Below are 21,389 nucleotides of genomic sequence, written 5' to 3' on the forward strand. Positions count from 1 at the left end.
TCAGCCTTGCATGAAGCGGCGGCTCTTCGCGATCGCCAGCAGGATGCCCAGGCTCAGGCCCAGGGTCACCATCGCGGTGCCACCGTAGCTGACGAAGGGCAAGGGCACGCCCACCACCGGCAGGATGCCGCTGACCATGCCCATGTTGACGAACACGTAGGTGAAGAACGAGAGCGTGATCGCGCCGGCCATCAACCGCGCGAACAGGCTGGGCGCCTCGGAGGCGATCATCAGCCCGCGCAGAATCAGGGCCGCGAAACCCGCCAGCAGCGCCAGCGCGCCCACCAGGCCGAACTCCTCGCCGTAGGCCGCGAAGATGAAGTCGGTGGTGCGCTCGGGGATGAACTCCAGATGGGTCTGCGTGCCCTTCATGAAGCCCTTGCCGGTCAGGCCGCCGGAGCCGATCGCGATCTCGCCCTGGATGATGTGGAAGCCCTTGCCCAGCGGATCCTTGTTCGGGTCCAGCAGGGTGCAAACGCGGTGCTTCTGGTACTCGCGCAGCACCGGCCATTCGACATCGGGCTGGCAGATCTTTTCCTCGCTCATCACCAGCGCGGTGATCGCCACCGCGCCGATCAGCATCGCCGGCAGGATGATGCGCCAGGTGAAGCCGGCGAAGAAGATCACGTAGAAGCCGGCCGCGAACACCAGGATCGAAGTGCCCAGGTCGGGCTGTTTGGCCACCAGCCCCACCGGCACCGCCAGGATCGCCAGCGCGATGCCGAAGTCCAGCGGGCGCAGCTGGCCCTCGCGCTTCTGGAACCACCAGGCCAGCATCAGCGGCGTCGCGATCTTCAGCAGCTCCGAGGGCTGGATCACCATGCCGACATTGAGCCAGCGCGTCGCGCCCTTCTTGGTGATGCCGAACAGCGCGGTCGCGATCAGCAGCGCCACCCCCACCGTGTACAGCGGCACCGCCAGCGCCATCAGGCGCTGCGGCGGCACCTGGGAGACGATGAACATGATGGTGGCGGCCAGCGCCATATTGCGGGCATGGTCGACGAAGCGCGTGCCATGGTCGAAGCCGGCCGAGTACATGCTCATCAGGCCCAGCCCGGCCAGCCACAGCATCGCCAGCAGCAGCGGGATGTCGAAGCCGTCCAGCAGCGGCTTCAGGCGCCGCCACAGCGGTGGCTTGCTCAGCACCGCGCTCATCGCGAGGCTCCCGCGGCCGGCGCCGCGGCGCCGCTCGCCGCGGCCGAGGCCGCCTGGCCCGGCAGCGGCACCGCGGCGATCGGGCGCTGCTGGCCGACCGGCGCCATGGTCTTGCTGGCCTGGGTCAAGGCGATGTCCTCCTCGCTGGGGTACAGGCCCGCCAGCATGAAGTCGAACACGCGCCGCGCGATCGGCGCCGCGGCGGTCGAGCCCCAGCCGGCGTTCTCGACGATCAGCGCCAGCGCGATCGTCGGGTTCTCGACCGGCGCGAAGGCGACATAGAGCGAATGGTCGCGCTTGCGCTCGTCGGCCTTGACGTCGCGGTACTTCTCGCCGGCGCGCAGGCCCACCGCCTGCGCGGTGCCGGTCTTGCCACCGCTCTGGTAGGGCGCGCCGGCGAACACCCGCTGCGAGGTGCCTTCCAGGGTCACGCCATGCATCGCGTTGCGGATCACGTTGACGTCCTCGGGCTTGAGCGGCAGCGGCGGCAGGGCGTCGCTGGCGACGCGGCGCTGCTCATGCTTGACCACGTCCTCCACCTCGCGCACCAAGCGCGGCCTGAAGCGCTGGCCGCCGCTGGCGATGGTCGAGTAGGCGGTGGCCAGCTGCAGCATCGTGAAGCTGTTGTAGCCCTGGCCGATGCCCAGCGAGATGGTCTCGCCGGCGAACCATTTCTGATTCGCCGGGCTCTTGGAGAAGTAGCGGCGCTTCCAGTCCTGCGACGGCAGCACGCCGGTGACCTCGCCCTGCAGGTCGATCTCGGTGCGGCGCCCCAGTCCGAAGGGCTCCAGCTCGTCATGGATCAGGTCCACGCCCATCTCGTTGGCCAGGCTGTAGAAGTACACATTGCTGGAACTGACGATGGCCAGGCGCATGTCCTTCGGGCCGGGCCGGTCCGACTCCGGGCTGCCGAAGGTGCGGCCGCCGAAGCTGTAGGTCAGATTGTCCATCACCACCGTGCCGGGCGCGCGCTTGCCGCTGGTCAGCGCGGCCATCGCCATCAGCGGCTTGTAGGTCGAGCCCGGCGGGTAGGTGCCGCGCAGCGCGCGGTTCAGCAGCGGCTTGTCGAGGTTCTCGTTCAGCTCGCGCCAGCTGTCGGCGTCGATGCCGTCGACGAACAGGTTCGGGTCGAAGGTCGGCTTGGAGACGAAGGCCAGCACCTCGCCGTTGCGCGGGTCGATCGCCACCAGCGCGCCGCGCCGGTCCTTGTAGAGCTCCTCGACCAGGGCCTGCAGCCGGATGTCGATCGACAGCATCAGCGTGTTGCCCGGCGTCGGCGGCTTGTAGGCCAGGCGCCGCACCGCGCGGCCGCCGGCGCTGGTCTCGACCTGCTCGAAGCCGGTCAGCCCGTGCAGCTCCTTCTCGTAGGCCTGCTCCAGGCCCAGCTTGCCGATGTACTCGGTGCCGCGGTAGTTGGCCAGCTCGTCCTCGTCCCAGTCGTCCATGGCCTTCTTCTCGGCCTGGTTGATGCGGCCGATATAGCCGATCAGGTGGCTGCCCACCTCGCCCAGCGGATAGCTGCGGAACAGCCGCGCCTTGATCTCGACGCCGGGGAAGCGGAAGCGCTGGGCGGTGAAGCGCGCCACCTCCTCGTCGCTGAGCTTGGTGCGGATCGGCAGCGACTCGAAGTTCTTGCTCTCCTCCATCAGCCGCTTGAAGCGGCGCCGGTCGCGCTGCTGGATCTCGACCACCTTGGCCAGCTCGTCGATCGTGGCCTCCAGGTCGCCGGCGCGGCTGGGCGTGATCTCCAGCGTATAGGCCGAGTAGTTGCTGGCCAGCACGATGCCGTTGCGGTCCTTGATCAGGCCGCGGTTCGGCACGATCGGCACGACCGTGACACGGTTGCTCTCGGCGCGCTCGGCCAGGCTGTCGTGCTGCAGCACCTGCAGATAGACCAGGCGCGCCACCAGCAGGCCGAAGCAGAACAGCACGAAGGCCGCCGCCGCCAGCACGCGCAGGCGGAAACGCGACAGCTCCTGTTCAATGTTCTTGAGAACGGTCACAACGGTCGATGGGCATCGGGATCGGGCGGACGGCGCTGCGGCGCCAGCAGCAGCCAGCTGGCCAGCGGCCACAGCAACGCCTCGAACAGCGGCGCCAGCAGCAGCGACCAGCCGGGCCACATGCCGCCCACCATCAGGCGCACCACGATCGAGATCGCATGGGCCAGCAGGAACAGCGGCAGGATATGCGCGGCCTGGCCGGCCAGGCCGAACCACAGCAGGCGCCGGTGCAGCGCGATCGCGCCGAAGCTCAGCACGCTGTAGGCCAGCGCATGCTGGCCCAGCAGCGCACCATGCTGCACGTCCACCGCCAGGCCGAACACGAAGGCCCAGCCGACGCCGACGCGGCGCGGCTGGTGCACGTTCCAGAACACCAGCACCAGGGCCAGCACATCCGGCATCCAGGGCTGGCGGCCCACGGGCACCATGTCGATGACCAGGGCCAGCAGCAGGCTCAGGCCGATGAACAGCGGATTGGCGGGCAGCAGCAGCTGGGCGCCACGCGGCATGATCATGGTTTGTGGGCTCCCGTCTTGGCAGCGCGTGCCGGCGCCGATGCGGCCGCCGCGGCCGAGGCCGCCTGCGCCTCGCCGCGCGCCTTCTCCAGCTCCAGCAGCGGCCCCAGCACCAGCACATGGCGCACGTTGTCCAGCTGCGCCACCGGCTGCAGGGTCACGCGCGCGAAGCTGCTGTCGCCGCGCCGCTCCACCACGCTGATCTTGGCCACCGGCAGACCGGGCGGGTAGACCCCGTCCAGGCCCGAGGTGGTCAGCAGGTCGCCCTGCTTGACGTCCGCGTTGGCGGCCATGAAGCGCAGCTCCATCGTGCCGCCCTCGGCGCCGCCGAAGGCCGCGCCGCGCTGCTGGCTGCGGGTGTTCAGCACCGGAATCGCCGCGTCCTTGTCGGACAGCAGGGTCACCTCCGAGGAGAACATATAGACCCGCGTCACCTGGCCCAGCACGCCGGCGTCATTGATCACCGGGGCACCGGCGCGGACGCCCTGGTGGCTGCCGCGGTCGATCACGACGCGGCGCGAATAAGGGTCGGCGGCCTCGTACAGCACCTCGGCCGCGATCGAGGGCACCTGCAGCGCCGGGCGCAGCTCCAGCAGCGCGCGCAGGCGCTGGTTCTCCAGCTGCAGCTGCTCGGCGCGCGACAGGCGCTCGGCCTGCTGCACCAGTTGGCGGCGCGCCTGGTCCTCGGCGGCCATCGCACGCTCGGTGCCGCGCAGGTAATCGCCACCGCGCTCCCAGGCATCGACCGGCGCCAGCAGCGCCCGCTGCAGCGGATGCAGCACCAGGGCCAGCGCCGCGCGGGCCGGCGTGGTCAGCTTGAAGCGCGCGTCGGCCACCATCAGGAAGACGGCCAGCGCGGCGCAGAACAGCAGCTTGGTCAGGGCCGAGGTGCCCTGGCGGAAGAAAGGCGGCGGGGTGCGATCCAGGGTGCCCAGTGGCATGGCGTGAGAAGGTTCAGACCGCGTTGGAACGAAGAAGGGGCCCGCAGGCCCCGTCGCTGGCGTTTACTCCGAGGTGAAGATGGAGCCGAGGCGCTCCATGCGCTCCAGCGCCATGCCGCAACCGCGCACCACGCAGGTCAGCGGGTCCTCGGCCACCAGCACCGGCAGGCCGGTTTCCTCGGCCAGCAGGCGGTCCAGGTCGCGCAGCAGCGCGCCGCCGCCGGTCAGCATCATGCCGCGCTCGGCGATGTCGGCGCCCAGCTCGGGCGGGGTCTGCTCCAGCGCGTTCTTCACCGCCGAGACGATCTGGTTCAGCGGGTCGGTCAGGGCTTCCAGGATCTCGTTGCTGGAGATCGTGAAGCTGCGCGGCACGCCCTCGCTGAGGTTGCGGCCCTTGACCTCCATCTCCTTGACCTCGGAGCCGGGGAAGGCGGAGCCGATGTTCTTCTTGATGGCCTCGGCGGTGGGCTCGCCGATCAGCATGCCGTAGTTGCGGCGGATGTAGTTGATGATGGCCTCGTCGAACTTGTCGCCGCCGACGCGGACCGAGCCCTTGTAGACCATGCCGCCCAGCGAGATCACGCCGACCTCGGTGGTGCCGCCGCCGATGTCGACCACCATCGAACCGGAGGCTTCCGAGACCGGCAGGCCGGCACCGATCGCGGCGGCCATCGGTTCCTCGATCAGGTAGACCTCGGAGGCGCCGGCGCCCAGCGCGGACTCACGGATAGCGCGGCGCTCGACCTGGGTCGAGCCACAGGGCACGCAGATGATGATCCTCGGGCTCGGCTTGAGCATCTTCGAGTCGTGCACCATCTTGATGAACTGCTTGAGCATCTGCTCGGTGACGGTGAAGTCGGCGATCACGCCGTCCTTCATCGGGCGGATCGCCTCGATATTGCCGGGCACCTTGCCGAGCATGGCCTTGGCCTCGGCGCCGACGGCCTGGATGGTCTTCTTGCCGTTGGGACCGCCCTCGTGGCGGATGGCGACGACCGAGGGCTCGTCGAGCACGATGCCCTTGCCGCGAACGTAGATCAGGGTGTTGGCGGTGCCGAGGTCGATGGCGAGGTCGGTCGAGAAATAGCGACGCAGGGAAGCGAACATGGTGTGTGGGAGAAGCGCCTTCAGAGCATCTGAGCCGGTGGATGAGATCGCGCTGAGGGCTGGCTTGGGGGGCTGGGCGGTTCAAAAAGAGGCAGCCCCAGAATCACCTGAGGGCTGCCATCGGACTTGTTCGCACCATGTGCGACGAGGCCGCGCGGACCAGGGAAAGCCACGCAGCCCCGTTGTCATGGAGTTAGGCGGCGATAATACCCGATCACCCCTGCTTTCTTGGTAGCGCAAGCCCGCATCGGGCCTTTGTTTTTGCCACTTTTCGATACGCCCGACCCATGGCCCTGACCCCTCAAGATGTCAGCCGCATCGCCAATCTGGCGCGGCTGGAACTGGCCGATTCCGAGCAGGCCGCATTGCTCGGTCAGCTCAACGGCTTCTTCTCCATCGTCGAGCAGATGAGCGCGGTGGACACCAGCGGCGTCGAGCCGCTGTACACCCCGCTCTCCGCGGTGCAGGACGTCCAGCTGCGCCTGCGCGAGGACGCGGTCACCGAGACCGACCAGCGCGAGCTGAACCAGCGCAGCGCTCCGGCCGTCGAGGACGGCCTGTTCCTGGTGCCGAAGGTGATCGAATAATGACGACGACAAGAACCCAATCCCTGCATCAGATGGGCGTGGCCGAACTGGGCCGCGCGCTGGCCGAAAAGGCCGTTTCCAGCCGCGAGGCGACGACGCAGCTGCTTGCAAGAGTTACCACTCACGACGCGGCGCTGGGCGCCTTCCTGCATGTCGATGCCGAGGCCGCGCTGGCCGCGGCCGACGCGGCCGATGCCCGCCGCGCCGCCGGCGAGGCGGGCGCCCTGCTGGGCGTGCCGATGGCGCACAAGGACATCTTCGTCACCCGGGACATGCCCACCACCGCCGGCTCGAAGATGCTGGCCGGCTACCGCAGCCCCTTCGACGCCACCGTGGTGGCGCGCCTGGCCGCGGCCGGCACCGTCTCCCTGGGCAAGCTGAACTGCGATGAGTTCGCGATGGGCTCGGCCAACGAGAACTCGGCCTACAAGCCGGTCGCCAACCCCTGGGACGCCAGCCGCGTGCCGGGCGGCTCCTCGGGCGGCTCGGCCGCCGCGGTGGCGGCCCGCCTGGTGCCGGCCGTCACCGGCACCGACACCGGCGGCTCGATCCGCCAGCCGGCCAGCTTCACCGGCATCACCGGCATCAAGCCGACCTATGGCGTCTGCAGCCGCTACGGCATGATCGCCTTCGCCTCCAGCCTGGACCAGGCCGGCCCGATGGCCCGCTCGGCCGAGGACTGCGCGCTGCTGCTGTCCGCGATGAGCGGCTTCGACGAGCGCGACGCCACCAGCATCCAGCAGCCGCCGCAGGACTTCCATGCCCAGATGCTGGCCGCGCGCGAGGGCGCCACGGCGGCCCAGCCCTTGCGCGGTCTGCGCATCGGCCTGCCCAAGGAATTCTTCCCGGCCGGCCTGTCGGCCGATGTGGACAAGGCGGTGCGCGAGGGCCTGGCCCAGCTGCAGAAGCTGGGCGCCACCCTGGTAGACGTCAGCCTGCCGCGCACCGAGCTGGCGATTCCCGTCTACTACATCATCGCGCCGGCCGAGGCCAGCTCGAACCTCTCCCGCTTCGACGGCGTCAAGTTCGGCCACCGCGCCGCCGAGTACGGCGACCTGCTGGACATGTACAAGAAGACCCGTGCCGAGGGCTTCGGCGCCGAGGTCAAGCGCCGCATCATGATCGGCACCTATGTGCTGAGCCATGGCTACTACGACGCCTACTACCTGCAGGCGCAGAAGCTGCGCCGCATGATCGCCGACGACTTTCAGCAGGCCTTCACCCAATGCGACCTGATCGCCGGCCCGGTGGCGCCGACGGTGGCCTGGCAGGCCGGCCAGAAGGATGCCGACCCGGTCAAGGCCTACCTGGCCGACATCTTCACCCTGCCCGGCTCGCTGGCCGGCCTGCCCGGCATGAGCGTGCCGGTGGGCTTCGGCGAGGGCGGCATGCCGGTGGGCCTGCAGCTGCTGGGCAACTATTTCAAGGAGGGTCAGCTCTTGCATGCCGCCCATGCGCTGCAGCAGGCGACCGACTGGCACCAACAGGCTCCGGCCGGATATTGAGTTATGACGACGAGCAAACTGACTTCACCGTTGATCCGGGGCTATGAGGTGGTGATCGGGCTGGAGAACCATGTCCAGCTGTCCACCCAATCGAAGATCTTCAGCGGCAGCTCCACCGCCTTCGGCGCCGAGCCCAACACCCAGGCCAGCCCGGTCGACCTGGCCCTGCCCGGCACCCTGCCGGTGCTGAACCGCGCCGCGGTCGAGCGCGCGATCCGCTTCGGCCTGGCGGTCGGCGCCAAGGTGGCACCGCTGTCAATCTTCGCGCGCAAGAACTACTTCTACCCCGACCTGCCCAAGGGCTACCAGATCAGCCAGTTCGAGATCCCGGTGGTGCAGGGCGGCAAGATCGAGTTCTTCGTCGGCGACGTCAAGCACTCGGTCAACCTGACCCGCGCGCACCTGGAAGAGGACGCGGGAAAAAGCCTGCACGAGGACTACCACGGTCAGAGCGGCATCGACCTGAACCGCGCCGGCACGCCGCTGCTGGAAATCGTCTCCGAGCCCGACATGCGCTCCGGCGCCGAGGCGGCCGAGTACGCCAAGACCCTGCACGCCCTCGTGATGTGGCTGGGCATCTGCGACGGCAATATGCAGGAAGGCTCGTTCCGCTGCGACGTCAACGTCTCGGTGCGCAAGCCCGGCGCACCCTATGGCACGCGCCGCGAGATCAAGAACCTGAACAGCTTCCGCTACCTGCTGCAGGCGGTGGACTACGAGGTGAACTGGCAGATCGACCAGATCGAGGATGGACTGAGCATCCAGCAGGCCACCGTGCTGTTCAACCCCGACACCGGCGAGACCCGCGCGATGCGCAGCAAGGAGGACTCGGCCGACTACCGCTACTTCCCCGACCCCGACCTGCCGCCGCTGGTGATCGCGCCGGAATGGGTGGAGCGGGTCAAGGGCGAGATGCCGGAGCTGCCGGCGGTGATGGCGGCGCGCTTCGAGAGCGTCGACGGCCTGCCGGCCTATGACGCGACGATGATGACCCAGAGCCTGGGCACTGCGCGCTATTACGAGGCCGCCCGCGAGGCCTGCAAGGCGCCCAAGCTGGTGGCCAACTGGATCATGGGCGAGATCTCGCGCCGGCTGAATGCCGAGGAGCGCGGCATCGAGGCCGCGCCGGTGACGCCCGCCACCCTGGCGGCGCTGATCCAGCGCATCCAGGACGGCACGATCTCGAACAACGCCGCCAAGCAGGTGTTCGAGGAACTCTGGACCGTCGGCGGCGAGGTGGACGCCATCATCGAGGCCAAGGGCCTGAAGCAGATGAGCGACACCGGCGAGCTGGAGCGCATCCTCGACGAGGTGCTGGCCGCCAATGCGAAATCGGTCGAGGAGTTCCGCGCCGGCAAGGAAAAGGCCTTCAACGCCCTCGTGGGTCAGGCCATGAAGGCCACCAAGGGCAAGGCCAATCCGGCCGCAGTGAACGAGCTGCTGAAGAAAAAACTCGGCTAAGCCTCGTCGACTTGACCAGAAAAAACCGGGCCTCGACCCGGTTTTCTTCTTGACGCGTCGTCAGTCCAGACTGCCGGGCGGCGCCCCCGCCCAGAGCCGCTTCAAGCGCGCCAGCTCGATGTCATAGAGCTTGCTGACCCGCACCAGCTCGGCCTTCTGGTTGTCGATCAGCACGCGCTGCGCCTCGGCCGCCACCTCGTTGGCGTCAAGCTGCTGGCGCAGCTTGGCCGGCATCGCCTTGCCCTTGTAGAACTCGGCCTCGTCGAGCAGCGGCTTGCGCTCGGTAGCCAGTTCCTGCACGCGCTTCTCGGACACCTGCATGGCCTTGTTGACATCGTCCAGCGCCGCCTCGCGCGCCGCCTGGTGCGCCGCCTCGTTGCGGTAGCGCTGCATCAGGTTGCGATCGCGCCGCACCGCATCCTGCAGCGCCGCGCGCTCCAGCGCCGCCTTGCGCTCCCTGGCCTCGTAGGCCGCGCGTTCCTCCGGCGACATCGCCGGCGGCACGATCGCGCGCAGCGAGCCATCGGCATTCAGGATGCGCTGCTCGCGGCTGTTGCACTCGGAGATCAGCCGGTCCGAGGTCAGCCGGCGGCCGTCGGCCGTCACGCAGCTGTAGATCGCGCCGATGCCACCGCCCTTGGGCTGGGCCCAGGCACCGGCGGCCAGCAGCGGACCGATCAGGGAGAGGGAAACAGCAGCGGCGGCGGCAGCGGTCTTGTGCATCAGACTCCGTAGCGGTCTCGGTAGGCCTGCACCGCGGCCTGGTGGCCGGCAGCGGCGGGATGGCTGGTGGTTTGGAGATACTGCAACAGGTCCGCCAGGCCGGCAATCGCAGTGACGGGCAGTTGCAGCTGCTGCGTCACATACTGGACCGCCGACCAGGCCATGTCGACGCCATTCTCGGCCGCCTTTTCCTGGCGGTCCAGCGCGATCGCCACGCCGCAGGGCGTGGCGCCGGCGGCCTGGATCATCGCGATCGACTCGCGCACCGAGGTACCGGCCGAGATCACGTCGTCGATGATCAGCACCCGGCCCTTGACCGGCGCGCCGACCAGGGTGCCGCCCTCGCCATGGTCCTTGGCTTCCTTGCGGTTGTAGGCGAAGGGCTTGTTGTGGCCCAGGCGCGCCAGCTCCATCGAGACCGCCGCTGCCAGCGTGATGCCCTTGTAGGCCGGGCCGAAGATCATGTCGAAGGGCAGGCCGGAGGCGATCAGGCGCTGCGCGTAGAAGCCGGCCAGGCGGCCCAGCTTGGCGCCGTCGTCGAACAGCCCGGCATTGAAGAAATAGGGGGACAGGCGCCCGGCCTTGGTCTTGAACTCGCCGAAACGCAGCACGCCCGCCTCCACCGCGAAGGCGACGAATTCCTGGGCCAGGGGATCGGGGGTACGGCTGCTCATGGGATGGCGATAGGTGCGGGTTGGAATCGGCACGCATTGTAGATAGGGCGCCACCCCAAGGAAAAAGGCCCGGCCCCTAAACAAGGGGCCGGGCCTCGGCGCGGGGCCGTTCGTGGTGGCTGTTTTTTAGAACAGCGCCTTGAACTGGACGCCGTAGGTGCGCGGGTCGTTGATGAAGCCGGTCATGTTGTCGAAGTCGATGGCCCCGGTGACGCGGATCTGGTTGGTGATGTTGCGGCCGAAGACGGCCGCCTCGTACTTGCCATTGCCCCAGATGTAGCCCAGGCGCAGGCCGCCTTCCAGCAGCGCCCGGCCGGTGTACTCCTTCGAGTCGTACAGGAAGTAGTTGACCTTGGAGCGGTAGGCCCAGTCCGTGTAGATGAAGAACTCGTCGCCGGAGGGCATCGGGATCGCGTAGCGGGCCGTGACGTTGGCGATCCACTTCGGCGCATTCGGCAGCACATTGCCGGAGATGCTGTAGTTGCCGCCGGCCACCAGGGGATCCAGCACGACGGGGTTGCTGCCCGAGCGTGGCAGGGCCAGGGTCCGGTCCTTGATCTCGGTGTCGTTGTAGCTGGTGCCGAGGGTCAGCAGCAGGTTGTCGATCGGGATCAGATCCAGGTTCAGTTCGAAGCCGCGACCTTGCCCCTTGCTGGCATTGAGCAGGGTGTTGAAGTTGCTGGTGCCGCCGACCGCGGTGATCTGCTGGTCCTTCACCGTGTAGGTGAACACATTGGCCGACAGGCGCGCACGGCGGTCCCAGAACTCCGACTTCACACCGGCCTCATAGGAGGTGACGGTTTCCGGGCGGGCCTGGCTGAGCGGGCCGAAACCGCTAGCCGGGTAGATCGACGCGGCGCGGAAGCCGGTGGCAACGCGGGCGTAGAGATTGATCTCCTTGCTCAGCGCGTAGGTGCCGGACAGATCCCAGCTGACCTTCTTGTTGTCGGTGCTGGCGCTGGTGCCGTTGCTGGTGTTGACCGTGCCGGACTGCAGGGCCAGGTCCTTCTTGTCCTGGGTGTAGCGCAGGCCGCCGCGCACGTTCAGCGCCGGGCTCAGCTGATAGTTGACCGAGCCGAACAGGGCCCAGGCCTTGTTGGTCTGGCGGGTCACGACGAACGAGGGGGTCGGGGTCGCATAGTCGCCCTGCACCATGTCGTAGCGCTCATCGAACAGGTAGAGACCGCCCTGCCAGCGCAGCGGGCCGGCGGTCGTGGACTCGACGCGCAGCTCCTGGCTCAGCTGGCGATGGTTCTTGAGGGCGTCCGAGGTCTCCATCTGCCAGGTGGCATGGCCTTCGCCGCCGGCATAGGGCGTGGGGCGCGGATCGGCGGAGAAGGGGTTGTGATAGATGTAGCCGCCGTCGATGTCGGCGCGGCTGAAGGGCTGGACCGCCTCGATCGCGGTGATCGAATGCAGGTTGAAGCCGTCGAAGCCCCATTTCAGGCGAGCGCTGCCGCCGGTGGCGTGCAGGCGCTGGGTGTTCTGGCCATCGAAATAGGCCTTCTCGGGATCGAAGCCGTCCACCAGCTCATTGTTGCTGCCCGGCTTGATGACGTTGCCGCGGAACATGCGCGGCGAACCCTTGAGCTCGCGGTTGTGCACATTGAACAGGGCGCTGAAGTCCTGGCCCGGCTCGTACAGGGCCTGCAGGCGCACCGCGCGGTCGTTGTAGCCCTCGGTTTCCTTGGTCACGGCGGTGGGCAGCTGGTTCTTGACCCAGTTGTCGCGGCGCTGGACCTGGGCCGACAGGCGGGCCGACCAGGCACCGCCCAGGGGCAGGTTGAAGGCGCCCTCGGCATTGGCCGTGCCGTAGGTGCCGTAGGACACGTTGAAGTAGCCCTCCTGCTTCTTCGAGGGCTTGACCGACTCGAACTTCACCACGCCGGCCGGCGTGTTGCGGCCGAACAGCGTGCCCTGCGGGCCGGCGATCACCTCGATGCTCTTCATGTCGAAGGCCGGGAAGCCCTTCAGGATCGGGTTCTCCTGCACCACATCGTCATAGATCAGCGAGACCGGCTGCGAGGCATTCAGGCGGAAGTCGGTGTTGCCCAGGCCGCGGATGTAAAAGCGCGGGAAGGCACGGCCGAACGAGGATTCGATGTTCAGGCTGGGCACGCGGCCCGACAGGAAGCGCACGTCCTGGCCCGAGGAGTTCAGCACCTCGAGCTTTTCGCCGCTGATGCTGGAGACGGCGGTCGGCACGTCCTTGATGTTCTCGACGCGGCGCTCGGCCGTGATCGTGACGGTTTCCAGCTGGGTCTTGTCGCTGGTGGTCTGGGCCAGGGCGGGCCAGGCGGCCAGCGCCAGGCTCACCGACAGGGCCAGCTGCAGGGGGCGCGTGGCTTGTGGCTTGTTGCTCATGCAGTCGTACTCCGGGGAAGCTTTGAGAGGAGGTCTAGAAGGGAAAGGGGTGTTTTGCTTTTTTGTGTCTGTCGGGCACCGCCTGGGCGATCTCCGACAAGCGCCCGAATCTAGCAATTCGCATGCCGAGAAGTCACCTCACTGTCACAAACGCGGGGTTTTTGTGTCGCGAAAAACCCTAAGCGACCCGGCTGCGATACTGCGGCGCCTCCACCGAGCTTTTTCCCTCTCCGCCATGCGCTTCATCACCGCCAATCTGAACGGCATCCGCTCCGCCGCCACCAAGGGCTTTTTCGACTGGATGCCGCAGCAGCAAGCCGATGCGGTCGGCGTGCAGGAGGTCAAGGCCCAGAACGATGTGGTCGAGGGTGTGTTCTGCACCCACGACAAACTGAAGGGCCATTTCCACTACGCGCAGAAGAAGGGCTACTCCGGCGTCGGCCTCTACACCGCGGAGGAGCCGAGCGACGTGATCTATGGCATCGGCGTCGAGGAGTTCGACCTCGAGGGCCGCTGGATCGAGAAGCGCTTCGACAAGCCCGGCCGCAAGCTCAGCCTGATCAGCTGCTATTTCCCCAGCGGCTCCAGCGGTGAGGAGCGCCAGCAGGCGAAGTTCCGCTTCCTGGCCGCGATGTATCCGCACCTGATGCAGCTGAAGTCCGAGCGCGAGTTCATCCTGGTCGGCGACGTCAACATCGCCCACAAGGAGATCGACCTGAAGAACTGGAAGGGCAATCTGAAGAACAGCGGCTTCCTGCCCGAGGAGCGCGCCTGGGTCACCCAGCTGATCGATCCCGAGCAGGGCGGCCTGGTCGACGTGTTCCGCACCCTGAACGACAAGCCCGAGCAATACACCTGGTGGAGCAACCGCGGCCAGGCCTATGCGAAGAACGTGGGCTGGCGCCTGGACTACCACTTCGCCACGCCCAAGCTGGCCGCGCTGGCGCAGCGCGAGGCCATCTTCACCGGTACCAAGTTCAGCGACCATGCGCCGCTGACGATCGACTACGACTTCAAGCTCTGAGGCGCCGCCGGGCCGGACCCGGCCCGCTCAAGCCCACGGCGTATTGAAGAGGAAGAAGGCGACGACGGCCCAGATCAGCAGCGCGACATGGGTCAGCTGCAGGCCCTCCTGGCGGATCCAGTAGCCGAACCACAGGCCGCCCAGGTGCATCGCGAACAGGAAGGCGGTGAAGCCGCTCAGGGCCAGGTTCAGCCAGGGCCGCGCCGCGCCCAGGTCGCCGACGACCAGCAGCTGCCAGCAGCCCGCCCAGCCCGCGCCCGCGGCCGCGAGCTGCAGCGCCAGCACCCCCAGCAGCGCCAGGCGATGCAGGGCCGGCGAGGCGATCGCCCGCGAGAGCAGCGGCGTGTCGATCGCGGGCGGCTGGCGCAGCGGCGCCATCGACATCGTCGCGCCGACCGCGGCCGCCGAGCCGGCGAAGGCGCGGATGTTGTTGATCGCGCTGATGCTCAGCCAGACCGCCAGGCCGAGGGCGTGGACCGACAGGAACAGCGCCAGCGAGAGCTGCAGCTTCATCGAGCCTCCCGTCCGGCTCGGCGGGTGATCCGCTGCGCCAGCAGCGCGGCTCCGGCGGGCGCCAGCGCGAAGCTGGCGAACAGCCAGACGGCGGCGGACTGCGCACCGGCCAAGCCGCCCGGGCGGGTGAGCCCCGCCGCATTCGCCAGCAACCCCGCGACAGCCGCGCCGATGGCCATGCCATAGAGCTGCACCGTGGTGATGGCGGCCGACGCGGTGCCTGTTTCGCCGCTCGGCGCCAGGGTCATGACGCGCGTGACCAAGTGCGGCCAGCCGAGGCCCACGCCGGCCCCGACGCAGGCCAGCGCGACGCCGCAGAGCGCGCTGAAGGCGCGCGCCGGCAGGCCCGCGCCGGCCGGCACCAGCAGCGCCAGGGCCAGCAGGCCGGCCGTGCACAACACCGGCCCGGCCCGCAGCAGGCGCGCAGCCCGGTCACCCCCGCAACCGGAGGACAGCAGCGAGCCCGCGCTCCAGCCGGCCGCCATCGCGGCGGTCAGGTAGCCCGCCGCCAGCGGCGTGTGGCCATGCAGGGTCTGCAGGAAATAGGGCACGAAGATCTCGGTGGTGGTGCCGACCAGCAGCAGGGCGACGCTGGCGTAGACCGCGCCCAGCGGCGATCGCAGCCGCGTGGCGCCGGTGGGCAGCAGGCGCACGCTCGCCCGGCGGTCCCAGGCGATGGCCGCCGCGCCCAGCGCCAGCCCCGCAGCGACGCCCAGGCCCTGCAACGCCAACCCCGGCGCCAAGCCACCCGCCGCCACCGCGAGAACCGAGGCCGCCAGCAAGGCGACCTGCGGCAGCGGCAGCCCCGCCCGCGGCTGGCCGGCCGCGCCCCCGCGCAGCTTCAGCGCGACCAGCAGCGTCTGCAGCAGCGAGACCGGCAACAGCGTCCAGAAGGCCCAGCGCCAATGCCCGGCCTGCGCATACAGGCCGCCCACCGCGGGCCCGCACAGGGTCGCCACGCCCCACATGCCGGACACCAGGGCCACGGCGCGCGGCCACAGCACGGGCGGGAAGACGATCCGTATCAGCGCATAGCTCAGGGCGGCCAGGGTGCCGCCGCCCAGCCCCTGCACGCTGCGTCCGATCAGCATCCAGGGCATCGACGGCGCGCCCGCACACAGAGCCGAGCCGAGCGCAAAGACCGCCAGGGCGGCCAGACAGGCGCTACGGGGCCCCGCCGCCGCGAGCAGCCGGACCGACAGCACGGCGCCGACGATCGAGGCCACCACGAAGAGCGTGGTGTTCCAGGCGTACCAGTCCAGGCCGCCGATGTCCTGGACCACCGAGGGCAGGACGGTGGTGACGATATGCACATTGATCGCATGCAGCGCCACGCCACCCGTCAGGGCCAGGGCCAGCCAGCCGTTGGTGCCGGTGAACAGCGCGCTCCACGGGGCGGCAGCGGGGGATGGAGGAGATTCGGAACTCATGGACAACGGCAGCAGACGGGAAGGCCGGATCGGCCTAAAATCAAAGCAATTACTTGGATATTAAAGTGCCACCATGATTTACACAAGCAAGCACTTTGAAAATCAAACAGACCTGCCGACGGCCGATCGCATCCTGTTCTTCGTCAAGAGCCGGGGCGCGGCCTCGACCGCCGCGCTGGCCGCGGCGCTGGGCATGACGCCGGAGGCGGCGCGCCAGCAGGTGCAGAAGCTGGTGGCGTCGGGCCTGCTGGAGGGCCGGCAGGAGGCGGTGTCCGGCGTCGGCCGCCCGCGCCAGAACTGGGTGCTGACCGCGGCCGGCAACGGCCGCTTCCCGGACATGCATGCGCAGCTGACCGTGCAGATGATCGACTCGGTGCGCCAGGTGTTCGGCGAGGAAGGGCTCAACCGACTGATCGCGCAGCGCGAGGCCGGTGCCCGGGCCACCTATCTGCAGCGCTGCGATGGGTCGAGCCTGCAGCAGCGGCTCGAACAGCTCGCCGCCGTCCGCAGCGAAGAGGGCTACATGGCGCGCGTCGAGCGCGACGCGGACGACTGGCTGCTGATCGAGGACCATTGCCCGATCTGCATCGCCGCGCGCAGCTGCCAGGGCTTCTGCCGCTCCGAGCTGCAGCTGTTCCAGGAGGTGGCCGGCGCCGAGGCCCAGGTCCGGCGCGAGCAGCATCTGCTGGCCGGTGCGACGCGCTGCGTCTATCGCATCACCGGGGCGCAGCCCGCACGGTCCGCCTAGGCGCTTTCCTTCATTGGTGGGGTCGACAAACGGCCCGAGAATGCGCCGCATGCCGCGGCCCCATCCCCTGCGCGACCCTCACCCGAGCTGCCCGGACGCCGACGCGCTGCCGGCCGCGTCGCGCTGGCTGCGCCGCAGCGAGTTCCGCCACCCGCGCCTGATCGGCGCCCTGCTGGGCCGGCTGCTGGAGCAAGACCCGACCCCGCCGGCGCTGACACGCCGGCGCATCGAGCTGGAACACGCGCGCTTTCGCTGCGTCGAGGTGATGGGCGCCGCCGGGCCGCTGCTGCCGCGGCTGCTGGATTGCCATGGCCAGGCGCGCGAGCGGGGCTGGAACGCCGAGAGCGCGCGCATGCTGTGCGCGGTCGGCCGCATCCGCTACGGCCAGGGCGAGTACCGCGAGGCGGCGCAGCATTGGGCCTCGGCGATCGACATCGCCCGGCTCGGCGCCTGCGTCGACGCCGAGGTGGAGGCACGCATCGGCCTGGGCCAGGTTTACGACGCGCTGGGCGACGGCAAGACCGCGGCGCGCCTGCATGGCGACGCCAGCGTGCTGGCCGAGACCCTGGGCGACGACTACCTGATCAGCAAGGTCGCGATCAACCAGGGCTTCAACCTGCGCGTGATCGGTGCGCCGGAGGCGGCGCGCGAGCAGTTCGAGCGCGCGCTGGCCGCGGCGCGGCGCGGCCGCATCCGCCATTACGTCGGCGAGAGCCTGTGGCAGCTGGCCGACCTGGGCCTGCAGTTGGGCCACCCGGACGCGGCGCTGGCGCCGCTGGCCGAGGCCCGCCACCTGGCCGAGACGGCCGGCAACGGCTGGCTGCTCAGCGGCATCTACCGCACCTGGGCCGAGATCCTGGCGCGCCAGGGCAAGACCGACCAGGCCGCCGCGGCCTACCACCAGGCGCTGCGCCAGGCCGAGGCGGCCGGCGCGCGCCGCCAGCTGGCCGACTGCCACGAGGCGCTGGCCCGGCTGACCGAGCGGGCCGGCGACCTGGCCGGCGCGCTGCACCACACCCGCGCCGCCAAGCGCCTGCAGACCGAGCTGGTGCACCAGCTGCATGTGGCCGGCAATCTGGAGGCGCTGCGGCAGTACGACCTCAGCGAGCGCCCGCCGCTGGAGCAGCTGCTGGCCGTCAGCCAGGCGCTGCCGCAGCTGGGCGGCGACAACAAGGCCGCCGGCCTGCAGCTGCTCTGCCAGGCCGGGCTGGGCGTGCTGCGGGCCGACCGGGTCTCGGTCTGGGAATGGAACGACGACGATGCGGACGGCGGCGTCGCGCTCGGCGCCCAGGCCGCCAGCCCCGCGGCCGCGCTGCAGCCGCTCGAGGACGACATGCGCCGCTATGTGGACACCCTGCGCCCGCAGTTCGCCGAGCGCTCCGAGCTGCGCGTGCTGCACGACATCCGCACCCATCCCGACTTCGCGCGTCTGGGTGCGCTGGCCGAGCGGCTGCAGATCCGCGCCGCGCTGGAGGTGCCGCTGTACCAGCAGGAGCGCCTGGTCGGCATGCTGGTCGCGACGCGGCAGCGCGACGGCCAGCCCTGGTCGCGTGACGAGGTGCTGTTCGCCGCCCATCTGGGCGCCCAGGCCAGCCAGCTGGAGGCGCATCGGCGCACGCGCCAGATCCATCGCGCGCTGCTGGAGGCCAACGAGACGCTGGAGCTGCGCGTCGCGCAGCGCACCGCCGAGCTGGAGCGCAGCAACCAGGCGCTCAGCCAGGCCAACGAGGCGCTGCGCGAGACCAGCCTGACCGACCCGCTGACCGGCCTGCGCAACCGCCGCTACCTGCTGCAGCACATCGAATCCGACGCCGCGCTGGCGCTGCGCAACGAGGCCTCGCGCGAGGACTGCCTGATCTTCTACCTGGTCGACATCGACCATTTCAAGTCGATCAACGACAACCATGGCCATGAGGCCGGCGACCAGGTGCTGGCGCAGGTGGCGCAGCGCATCCGCGCCTGCAGCCGCAGGTCCAGCCATGTGGTGCGCTGGGGCGGCGAGGAGTTCCTGGTGGTCGCGCGCCGCGCCTCGATGGAGCATGCCTCGCTGCAGGCCCAGCGCTTCTGCGAGGCCTTCCACCGCCAGCCCTTCCTGCTCGGCCAGGACCGCGCGCTGACCGTCACCTGCTCGGTCGGCTATGCGCTGCTCCCGATGCGCCGCGCCGACCGCGAGCATCTGGCCTGGAACGAGGTGCTGGAGCTGGCCGACCAGGCCCTGTACTGGGTCAAGCAGAACGGCCGCGACGGCTGGCTGGGCGTGCTGCCGCGGCCCGATGCCGCCCTGCCCGCCGGCCCGCTGAGCCTGCAGACCCTGCACGGCGCGGGGCTGGTGGAGCTGCGGCGGCCGGCGATGCCGGATCCGCCGCCCCGCTCTTGAACGGCAGGCTCCTCGGCACCGAACGCGACGAGCCGGCTTCGACCATCCGGCCAGGCGCTCGGCGTCGCACAAACATCGCAGCCTCGCCCGCCGGCATGCCCAGCTCCCGCCACCGACCGCACCGGGAGGCTCTTACGTTGCTCTTACGGCAGACGCCTAGACTTCGCGCCCGCTGTCCATCCGGGCAGAGGGACCGCAGCCGGAAAAATGCGGGCGCGACGAGGAGTCATGGTGGGTTCACAGCAACAACTGTCAGGAAAACAATCGCCCGCTGGGGCTCGGAGAGTCGGCAAGGCGCTTCTCGCCATGACCTGCATGGTGTTGACGCTGGCGGGCTGCGGCGGTGGCGGTGGCGACAGCAGGCCGGTCGATACGCCGACCGACAGCAAGGCCAAGCCGCTGCTCAGCATGGGTGCCGAGCCGCCCGGCGCGCATTGCGCGGCAGGCGGCACCAGGCTGGCTTCCGGCGAGGACCGCAACGGCAATGGCCAACTCGATGCCGATGAAGTGACCGTCACCCGCTATGTCTGCGACACGGCCACGCCCACCGGCAGCGCGAGCAGCCTCATCGACCTCGCCGTCGAGCCGCCGGGGGCGCAATGCCCGGCGGGCGGCAGCAAGGTGATGGCGGGCTTGGACGCCAATCGCAACGGCGTGCTCGATGCGCAGGAAGTGAGCAAGCTCCACACCCTGTGCAACGGCAGCGAGGGCGGCAAGAGCCTGTCCACCCGAATTGCGCAGACGCCCGAACTGCCGGGTGCCCATTGCCCGACGGGCGGTGTGCGCCTGGACGCCGGCCTGGATCTCAACGCGAACGGCGTCCTCGACGGCAACGAGGTGCAGTCCACGGCCTACCTGTGCACGGGCGCAACCGGGAGCTCAGGCGCCAGCGGCCAGGAGGGCCTCGGCAGCCTCATGGCGATGGAGAACGTGGTCGGGGCGGCCGGCTGCTCAGCCGGTGCCGTGCGTATCACCGCCGGCGCGGACGCCAACCGCAACCGCCTGCTGGACGCGGAGGAAGTCACCTCCACGCGCTACCTGTGCCACGGCGCGCGCGGCAACGATGGTCGGGACGGCGCGAACGGCCAGGACGGCAGCAACAGCCTGTTCCGCGTTGAAGCCGAGCCCGCGGGTGCGAACTGCCCCGCCGGCGGCAACCGGATTTCGTCCGGCCTGGATGGCAATCGGGACGGCACGCTTTCGGTCGGCGAAATCAGCTCGGTGCAGTACCTGTGCCATGGCACCAGCGGCAGCAGCGGGCTGACCACCCGGGTGCTCATGAGCAACGAGCCCGCAGGCGCGCATTGCGCCGCCGGTGGCCAGCGCATCAGCGCGGGCCTCGATACGGATCGCGACGGCACGCTGTCAGCCGGCGAGGTGCAGTCGACAAGCTACGTCTGCAACGGAACTCCCGGCGACAACGGCCTGAACAGCCTGAGCATGGTGGAGCCTGTCGGGGCCGGCGCGACCTGCCCGCAGGGCGGCAGCAAGATCAGCAGCGGCCTGGACAACAACCGCAACGGCACCCTGGACGCGCCCGAGGTGAGCTCCGTCGGCTATGCCTGCCATGGCGCGACGGGCCCCACGGGACCCACGGGACCCACCGGACCCACGGGCCCCGCAGGCCCCGGCGCGGCCGTCTTCACGGGCGCCGGCACCTACGTCGTCCCCGCGGGAGTGCATGCCCTGCTGATCGAAGCCTGGGGCGGTGGCGGCGCCGGCGGCAACGCATTCAACTGCCGCACCATCGCATGCGCGCAAGTCAGCAGCCCGGTATGGGGCGCCGACGACGCGGCCGGCGGCGGTTCCGGGGCGTACCAGCGCGCTTATCTCGCGGTGACGCCGGGCGACACGCTCGATGTCACGGCCGGAACGGGCGGCGTCGCGGCGAACACCGGCATCCTGATTTCGACCACCTCGCCCCCGCCCTCATCGGGCCGCGGCGGCGACTCCAAGGTGATCTATCAAGGGATCACCGTTCTCTCGGCCACGGGCGGCACCGCCGGCACGCACACCATCTTCAGCAGTGACGACGGCTCGACAACGCTCGGCCAGCCCGGCATCGGCGGGAGCGCGTCGTTCGCGGCACCGGCCCTCGGCCTGTCGTGGACGCCGGGCCTCGCGGCCAGCGGCACGCAGGGCGCCGGCATCGCCGGCACGCCCGGCGCTGGCGGCCATGGCTATCGAAAGGCGGGCGAGGCTCTGGCGACGAACGGCGGCAGCGGCATGCTGATCATCCTGCCCTTGAAGTGAGCCCCGCAG

The 21,389-nt window shown here is 69.5% G+C and carries 17 protein-coding genes; 7 read left to right on the plus strand and 10 right to left on the minus strand.

What is annotated here, in order from left to right:
* The 5 genes from rodA to G8A07_RS26315 form a co-directional block, all read right to left on the minus strand.
* Positions 1-1,155, minus strand: coding sequence for a rod shape-determining protein RodA (gene rodA, locus G8A07_RS26295; protein ID WP_195794854.1), 1,155 nt, complete (start codon positions 1,153-1,155; stop codon positions 1-3).
* A complete protein-coding gene (mrdA, locus tag G8A07_RS26300) occupies positions 1,152-3,158 on the minus strand; it encodes a penicillin-binding protein 2 (RefSeq protein WP_195794855.1) in 2,007 nt (668 codons plus the stop codon). The genes rodA and mrdA overlap by 4 nt, the downstream gene beginning before the upstream one ends.
* Positions 3,155-3,673, minus strand: coding sequence for a rod shape-determining protein MreD (mreD, locus tag G8A07_RS26305; RefSeq protein WP_195794856.1), 519 nt, complete (start codon positions 3,671-3,673; stop codon positions 3,155-3,157). The genes mrdA and mreD overlap by 4 nt, the downstream gene beginning before the upstream one ends.
* Complete coding sequence (gene mreC / locus G8A07_RS26310) at positions 3,670-4,614, minus strand: rod shape-determining protein MreC (RefSeq protein WP_195794857.1); 945 nt, start codon at positions 4,612-4,614, stop codon at positions 3,670-3,672. Before mreC ends, mreD begins: the two co-directional genes overlap by 4 nt.
* Before the next feature lie 63 nt (positions 4,615-4,677).
* Positions 4,678-5,721, minus strand: coding sequence for a rod shape-determining protein (locus G8A07_RS26315; RefSeq protein WP_195794858.1), 1,044 nt, complete (start codon positions 5,719-5,721; stop codon positions 4,678-4,680).
* Positions 5,722-6,008: 287 nt separating this feature from the next.
* On the opposite strand from G8A07_RS26315, the gene gatC reads away from it, so the two are divergent.
* From gatC to gatB, 3 genes are read left to right on the plus strand one after another with little or no spacing between them, the layout of a single operon-like run.
* Entirely contained in the window at positions 6,009-6,308 is a 300-nt protein-coding gene (gatC, locus tag G8A07_RS26320) for an Asp-tRNA(Asn)/Glu-tRNA(Gln) amidotransferase subunit GatC (protein ID WP_195794859.1), read from the plus strand.
* Positions 6,308-7,813 (plus strand): Asp-tRNA(Asn)/Glu-tRNA(Gln) amidotransferase subunit GatA, encoded by a 1,506-nt coding sequence (gatA, locus tag G8A07_RS26325; protein WP_195794860.1) that lies wholly within the window; start codon positions 6,308-6,310, stop codon positions 7,811-7,813. Before gatC ends, gatA begins: the two co-directional genes overlap by 1 nt.
* A 3-nt stretch (positions 7,814-7,816) precedes the next feature.
* Positions 7,817-9,274 carry an Asp-tRNA(Asn)/Glu-tRNA(Gln) amidotransferase subunit GatB gene (gene gatB, locus G8A07_RS26330; RefSeq protein WP_195794861.1) on the plus strand — a complete coding sequence of 486 codons (1,458 nt, stop codon included), beginning with the start codon at positions 7,817-7,819 and terminating at the stop codon, positions 9,272-9,274.
* A gap of 60 nt (positions 9,275-9,334) precedes the next feature.
* Here the strand turns inward: gatB and G8A07_RS26335 are convergent, their stop codons facing one another.
* The 3 genes from G8A07_RS26335 to G8A07_RS26345 form a co-directional block, all read right to left on the minus strand.
* Positions 9,335-9,997: a hypothetical protein gene (locus tag G8A07_RS26335; protein ID WP_195794862.1), complete on the minus strand. Its 663-nt coding sequence runs from the start codon at positions 9,995-9,997 to the stop codon at positions 9,335-9,337.
* A complete protein-coding gene (pyrE, locus tag G8A07_RS26340) occupies positions 9,997-10,671 on the minus strand; it encodes an orotate phosphoribosyltransferase (RefSeq protein WP_195794863.1) in 675 nt (224 codons plus the stop codon). The genes G8A07_RS26335 and pyrE overlap by 1 nt, the downstream gene beginning before the upstream one ends.
* Before the next feature lie 126 nt (positions 10,672-10,797).
* A complete protein-coding gene (locus tag G8A07_RS26345) occupies positions 10,798-13,035 on the minus strand; it encodes a TonB-dependent receptor (protein ID WP_195794864.1) in 2,238 nt (745 codons plus the stop codon).
* 235 nt (positions 13,036-13,270) lie between these two features.
* Here G8A07_RS26345 and G8A07_RS26350 point away from each other — a divergent pair, with 235 nt between their 5' ends.
* Positions 13,271-14,059 carry an exodeoxyribonuclease III gene (locus G8A07_RS26350; protein ID WP_195794865.1) on the plus strand — a complete coding sequence of 263 codons (789 nt, stop codon included), beginning with the start codon at positions 13,271-13,273 and terminating at the stop codon, positions 14,057-14,059.
* A 27-nt stretch (positions 14,060-14,086) separates the two neighbouring features.
* Here G8A07_RS26350 and G8A07_RS26355 read toward each other — a convergent pair whose 3' ends face one another.
* Complete coding sequence (locus G8A07_RS26355) at positions 14,087-14,572, minus strand: DUF2165 family protein (RefSeq protein ID WP_195794866.1); 486 nt, start codon at positions 14,570-14,572, stop codon at positions 14,087-14,089.
* Positions 14,569-16,002, minus strand: a complete 1,434-nt coding sequence (locus G8A07_RS26360) for an MFS transporter (RefSeq protein ID WP_195794867.1) — start codon at positions 16,000-16,002, stop codon at positions 14,569-14,571. The genes G8A07_RS26355 and G8A07_RS26360 overlap by 4 nt, the downstream gene beginning before the upstream one ends.
* A gap of 73 nt (positions 16,003-16,075) precedes the next feature.
* On the opposite strand from G8A07_RS26360, the gene G8A07_RS26365 reads away from it, so the two are divergent.
* The 3 genes from G8A07_RS26365 (at position 16,076) to G8A07_RS26375 (ending at position 21,380) form a co-directional block, all read left to right on the plus strand.
* Positions 16,076-16,750: a metalloregulator ArsR/SmtB family transcription factor gene (locus G8A07_RS26365; protein WP_195794868.1), complete on the plus strand. Its 675-nt coding sequence runs from the start codon at positions 16,076-16,078 to the stop codon at positions 16,748-16,750.
* Between the two features lie 49 nt (positions 16,751-16,799).
* Entirely contained in the window at positions 16,800-19,127 is a 2,328-nt protein-coding gene (locus G8A07_RS26370) for a diguanylate cyclase domain-containing protein (protein ID WP_195794869.1), read from the plus strand.
* 306 nt (positions 19,128-19,433) lie between these two features.
* Positions 19,434-21,380 (plus strand): glycine-rich domain-containing protein, encoded by a 1,947-nt coding sequence (locus G8A07_RS26375; RefSeq protein WP_195794870.1) that lies wholly within the window; start codon positions 19,434-19,436, stop codon positions 21,378-21,380.
* Positions 21,381-21,389: the final 9 nt, after the last annotated feature.

Source organism: Roseateles sp. DAIF2 (assembly GCF_015624425.1).
Taxonomy (GTDB): domain Bacteria; phylum Pseudomonadota; class Gammaproteobacteria; order Burkholderiales; family Burkholderiaceae_C; genus Kinneretia.

Bases quoted from the DNA above. Each gene is read 5' to 3' on its own strand.
- G8A07_RS26375 (WP_195794870.1), top strand. From the start codon at position 19,434: ATGACCTGCATGGTGTTGACGCTGGCGGGCTGCGGCGGTGGCGGTGGC.
- gatC (WP_195794859.1), top strand. From the start codon at position 6,009: ATGGCCCTGACCCCTCAAGATGTCAGCCGCATCGCCAATCTGGCGCGG.
- G8A07_RS26345 (WP_195794864.1), bottom strand. From the start codon at position 13,035: ATGAGCAACAAGCCACAAGCCACGCGCCCCCTGCAGCTGGCCCTGTCG.
- mreC (WP_195794857.1), bottom strand. From the start codon at position 4,614: ATGCCACTGGGCACCCTGGATCGCACCCCGCCGCCTTTCTTCCGCCAG.
- gatB (WP_195794861.1), top strand. From the start codon at position 7,817: ATGACGACGAGCAAACTGACTTCACCGTTGATCCGGGGCTATGAGGTG.
- gatA (WP_195794860.1), top strand. From the start codon at position 6,308: ATGACGACGACAAGAACCCAATCCCTGCATCAGATGGGCGTGGCCGAA.
- G8A07_RS26315 (WP_195794858.1), bottom strand. From the start codon at position 5,721: ATGTTCGCTTCCCTGCGTCGCTATTTCTCGACCGACCTCGCCATCGAC.
- G8A07_RS26370 (WP_195794869.1), top strand. From the start codon at position 16,800: ATGCCGCGGCCCCATCCCCTGCGCGACCCTCACCCGAGCTGCCCGGAC.
- rodA (WP_195794854.1), bottom strand. From the start codon at position 1,155: ATGAGCGCGGTGCTGAGCAAGCCACCGCTGTGGCGGCGCCTGAAGCCG.
- G8A07_RS26365 (WP_195794868.1), top strand. From the start codon at position 16,076: ATGATTTACACAAGCAAGCACTTTGAAAATCAAACAGACCTGCCGACG.
- pyrE (WP_195794863.1), bottom strand. From the start codon at position 10,671: ATGAGCAGCCGTACCCCCGATCCCCTGGCCCAGGAATTCGTCGCCTTC.
- G8A07_RS26350 (WP_195794865.1), top strand. From the start codon at position 13,271: ATGCGCTTCATCACCGCCAATCTGAACGGCATCCGCTCCGCCGCCACC.
- mreD (WP_195794856.1), bottom strand. From the start codon at position 3,673: ATGATCATGCCGCGTGGCGCCCAGCTGCTGCTGCCCGCCAATCCGCTG.
- G8A07_RS26360 (WP_195794867.1), bottom strand. From the start codon at position 16,002: ATGAGTTCCGAATCTCCTCCATCCCCCGCTGCCGCCCCGTGGAGCGCG.
- G8A07_RS26335 (WP_195794862.1), bottom strand. From the start codon at position 9,997: ATGCACAAGACCGCTGCCGCCGCCGCTGCTGTTTCCCTCTCCCTGATC.
- G8A07_RS26355 (WP_195794866.1), bottom strand. From the start codon at position 14,572: ATGAAGCTGCAGCTCTCGCTGGCGCTGTTCCTGTCGGTCCACGCCCTC.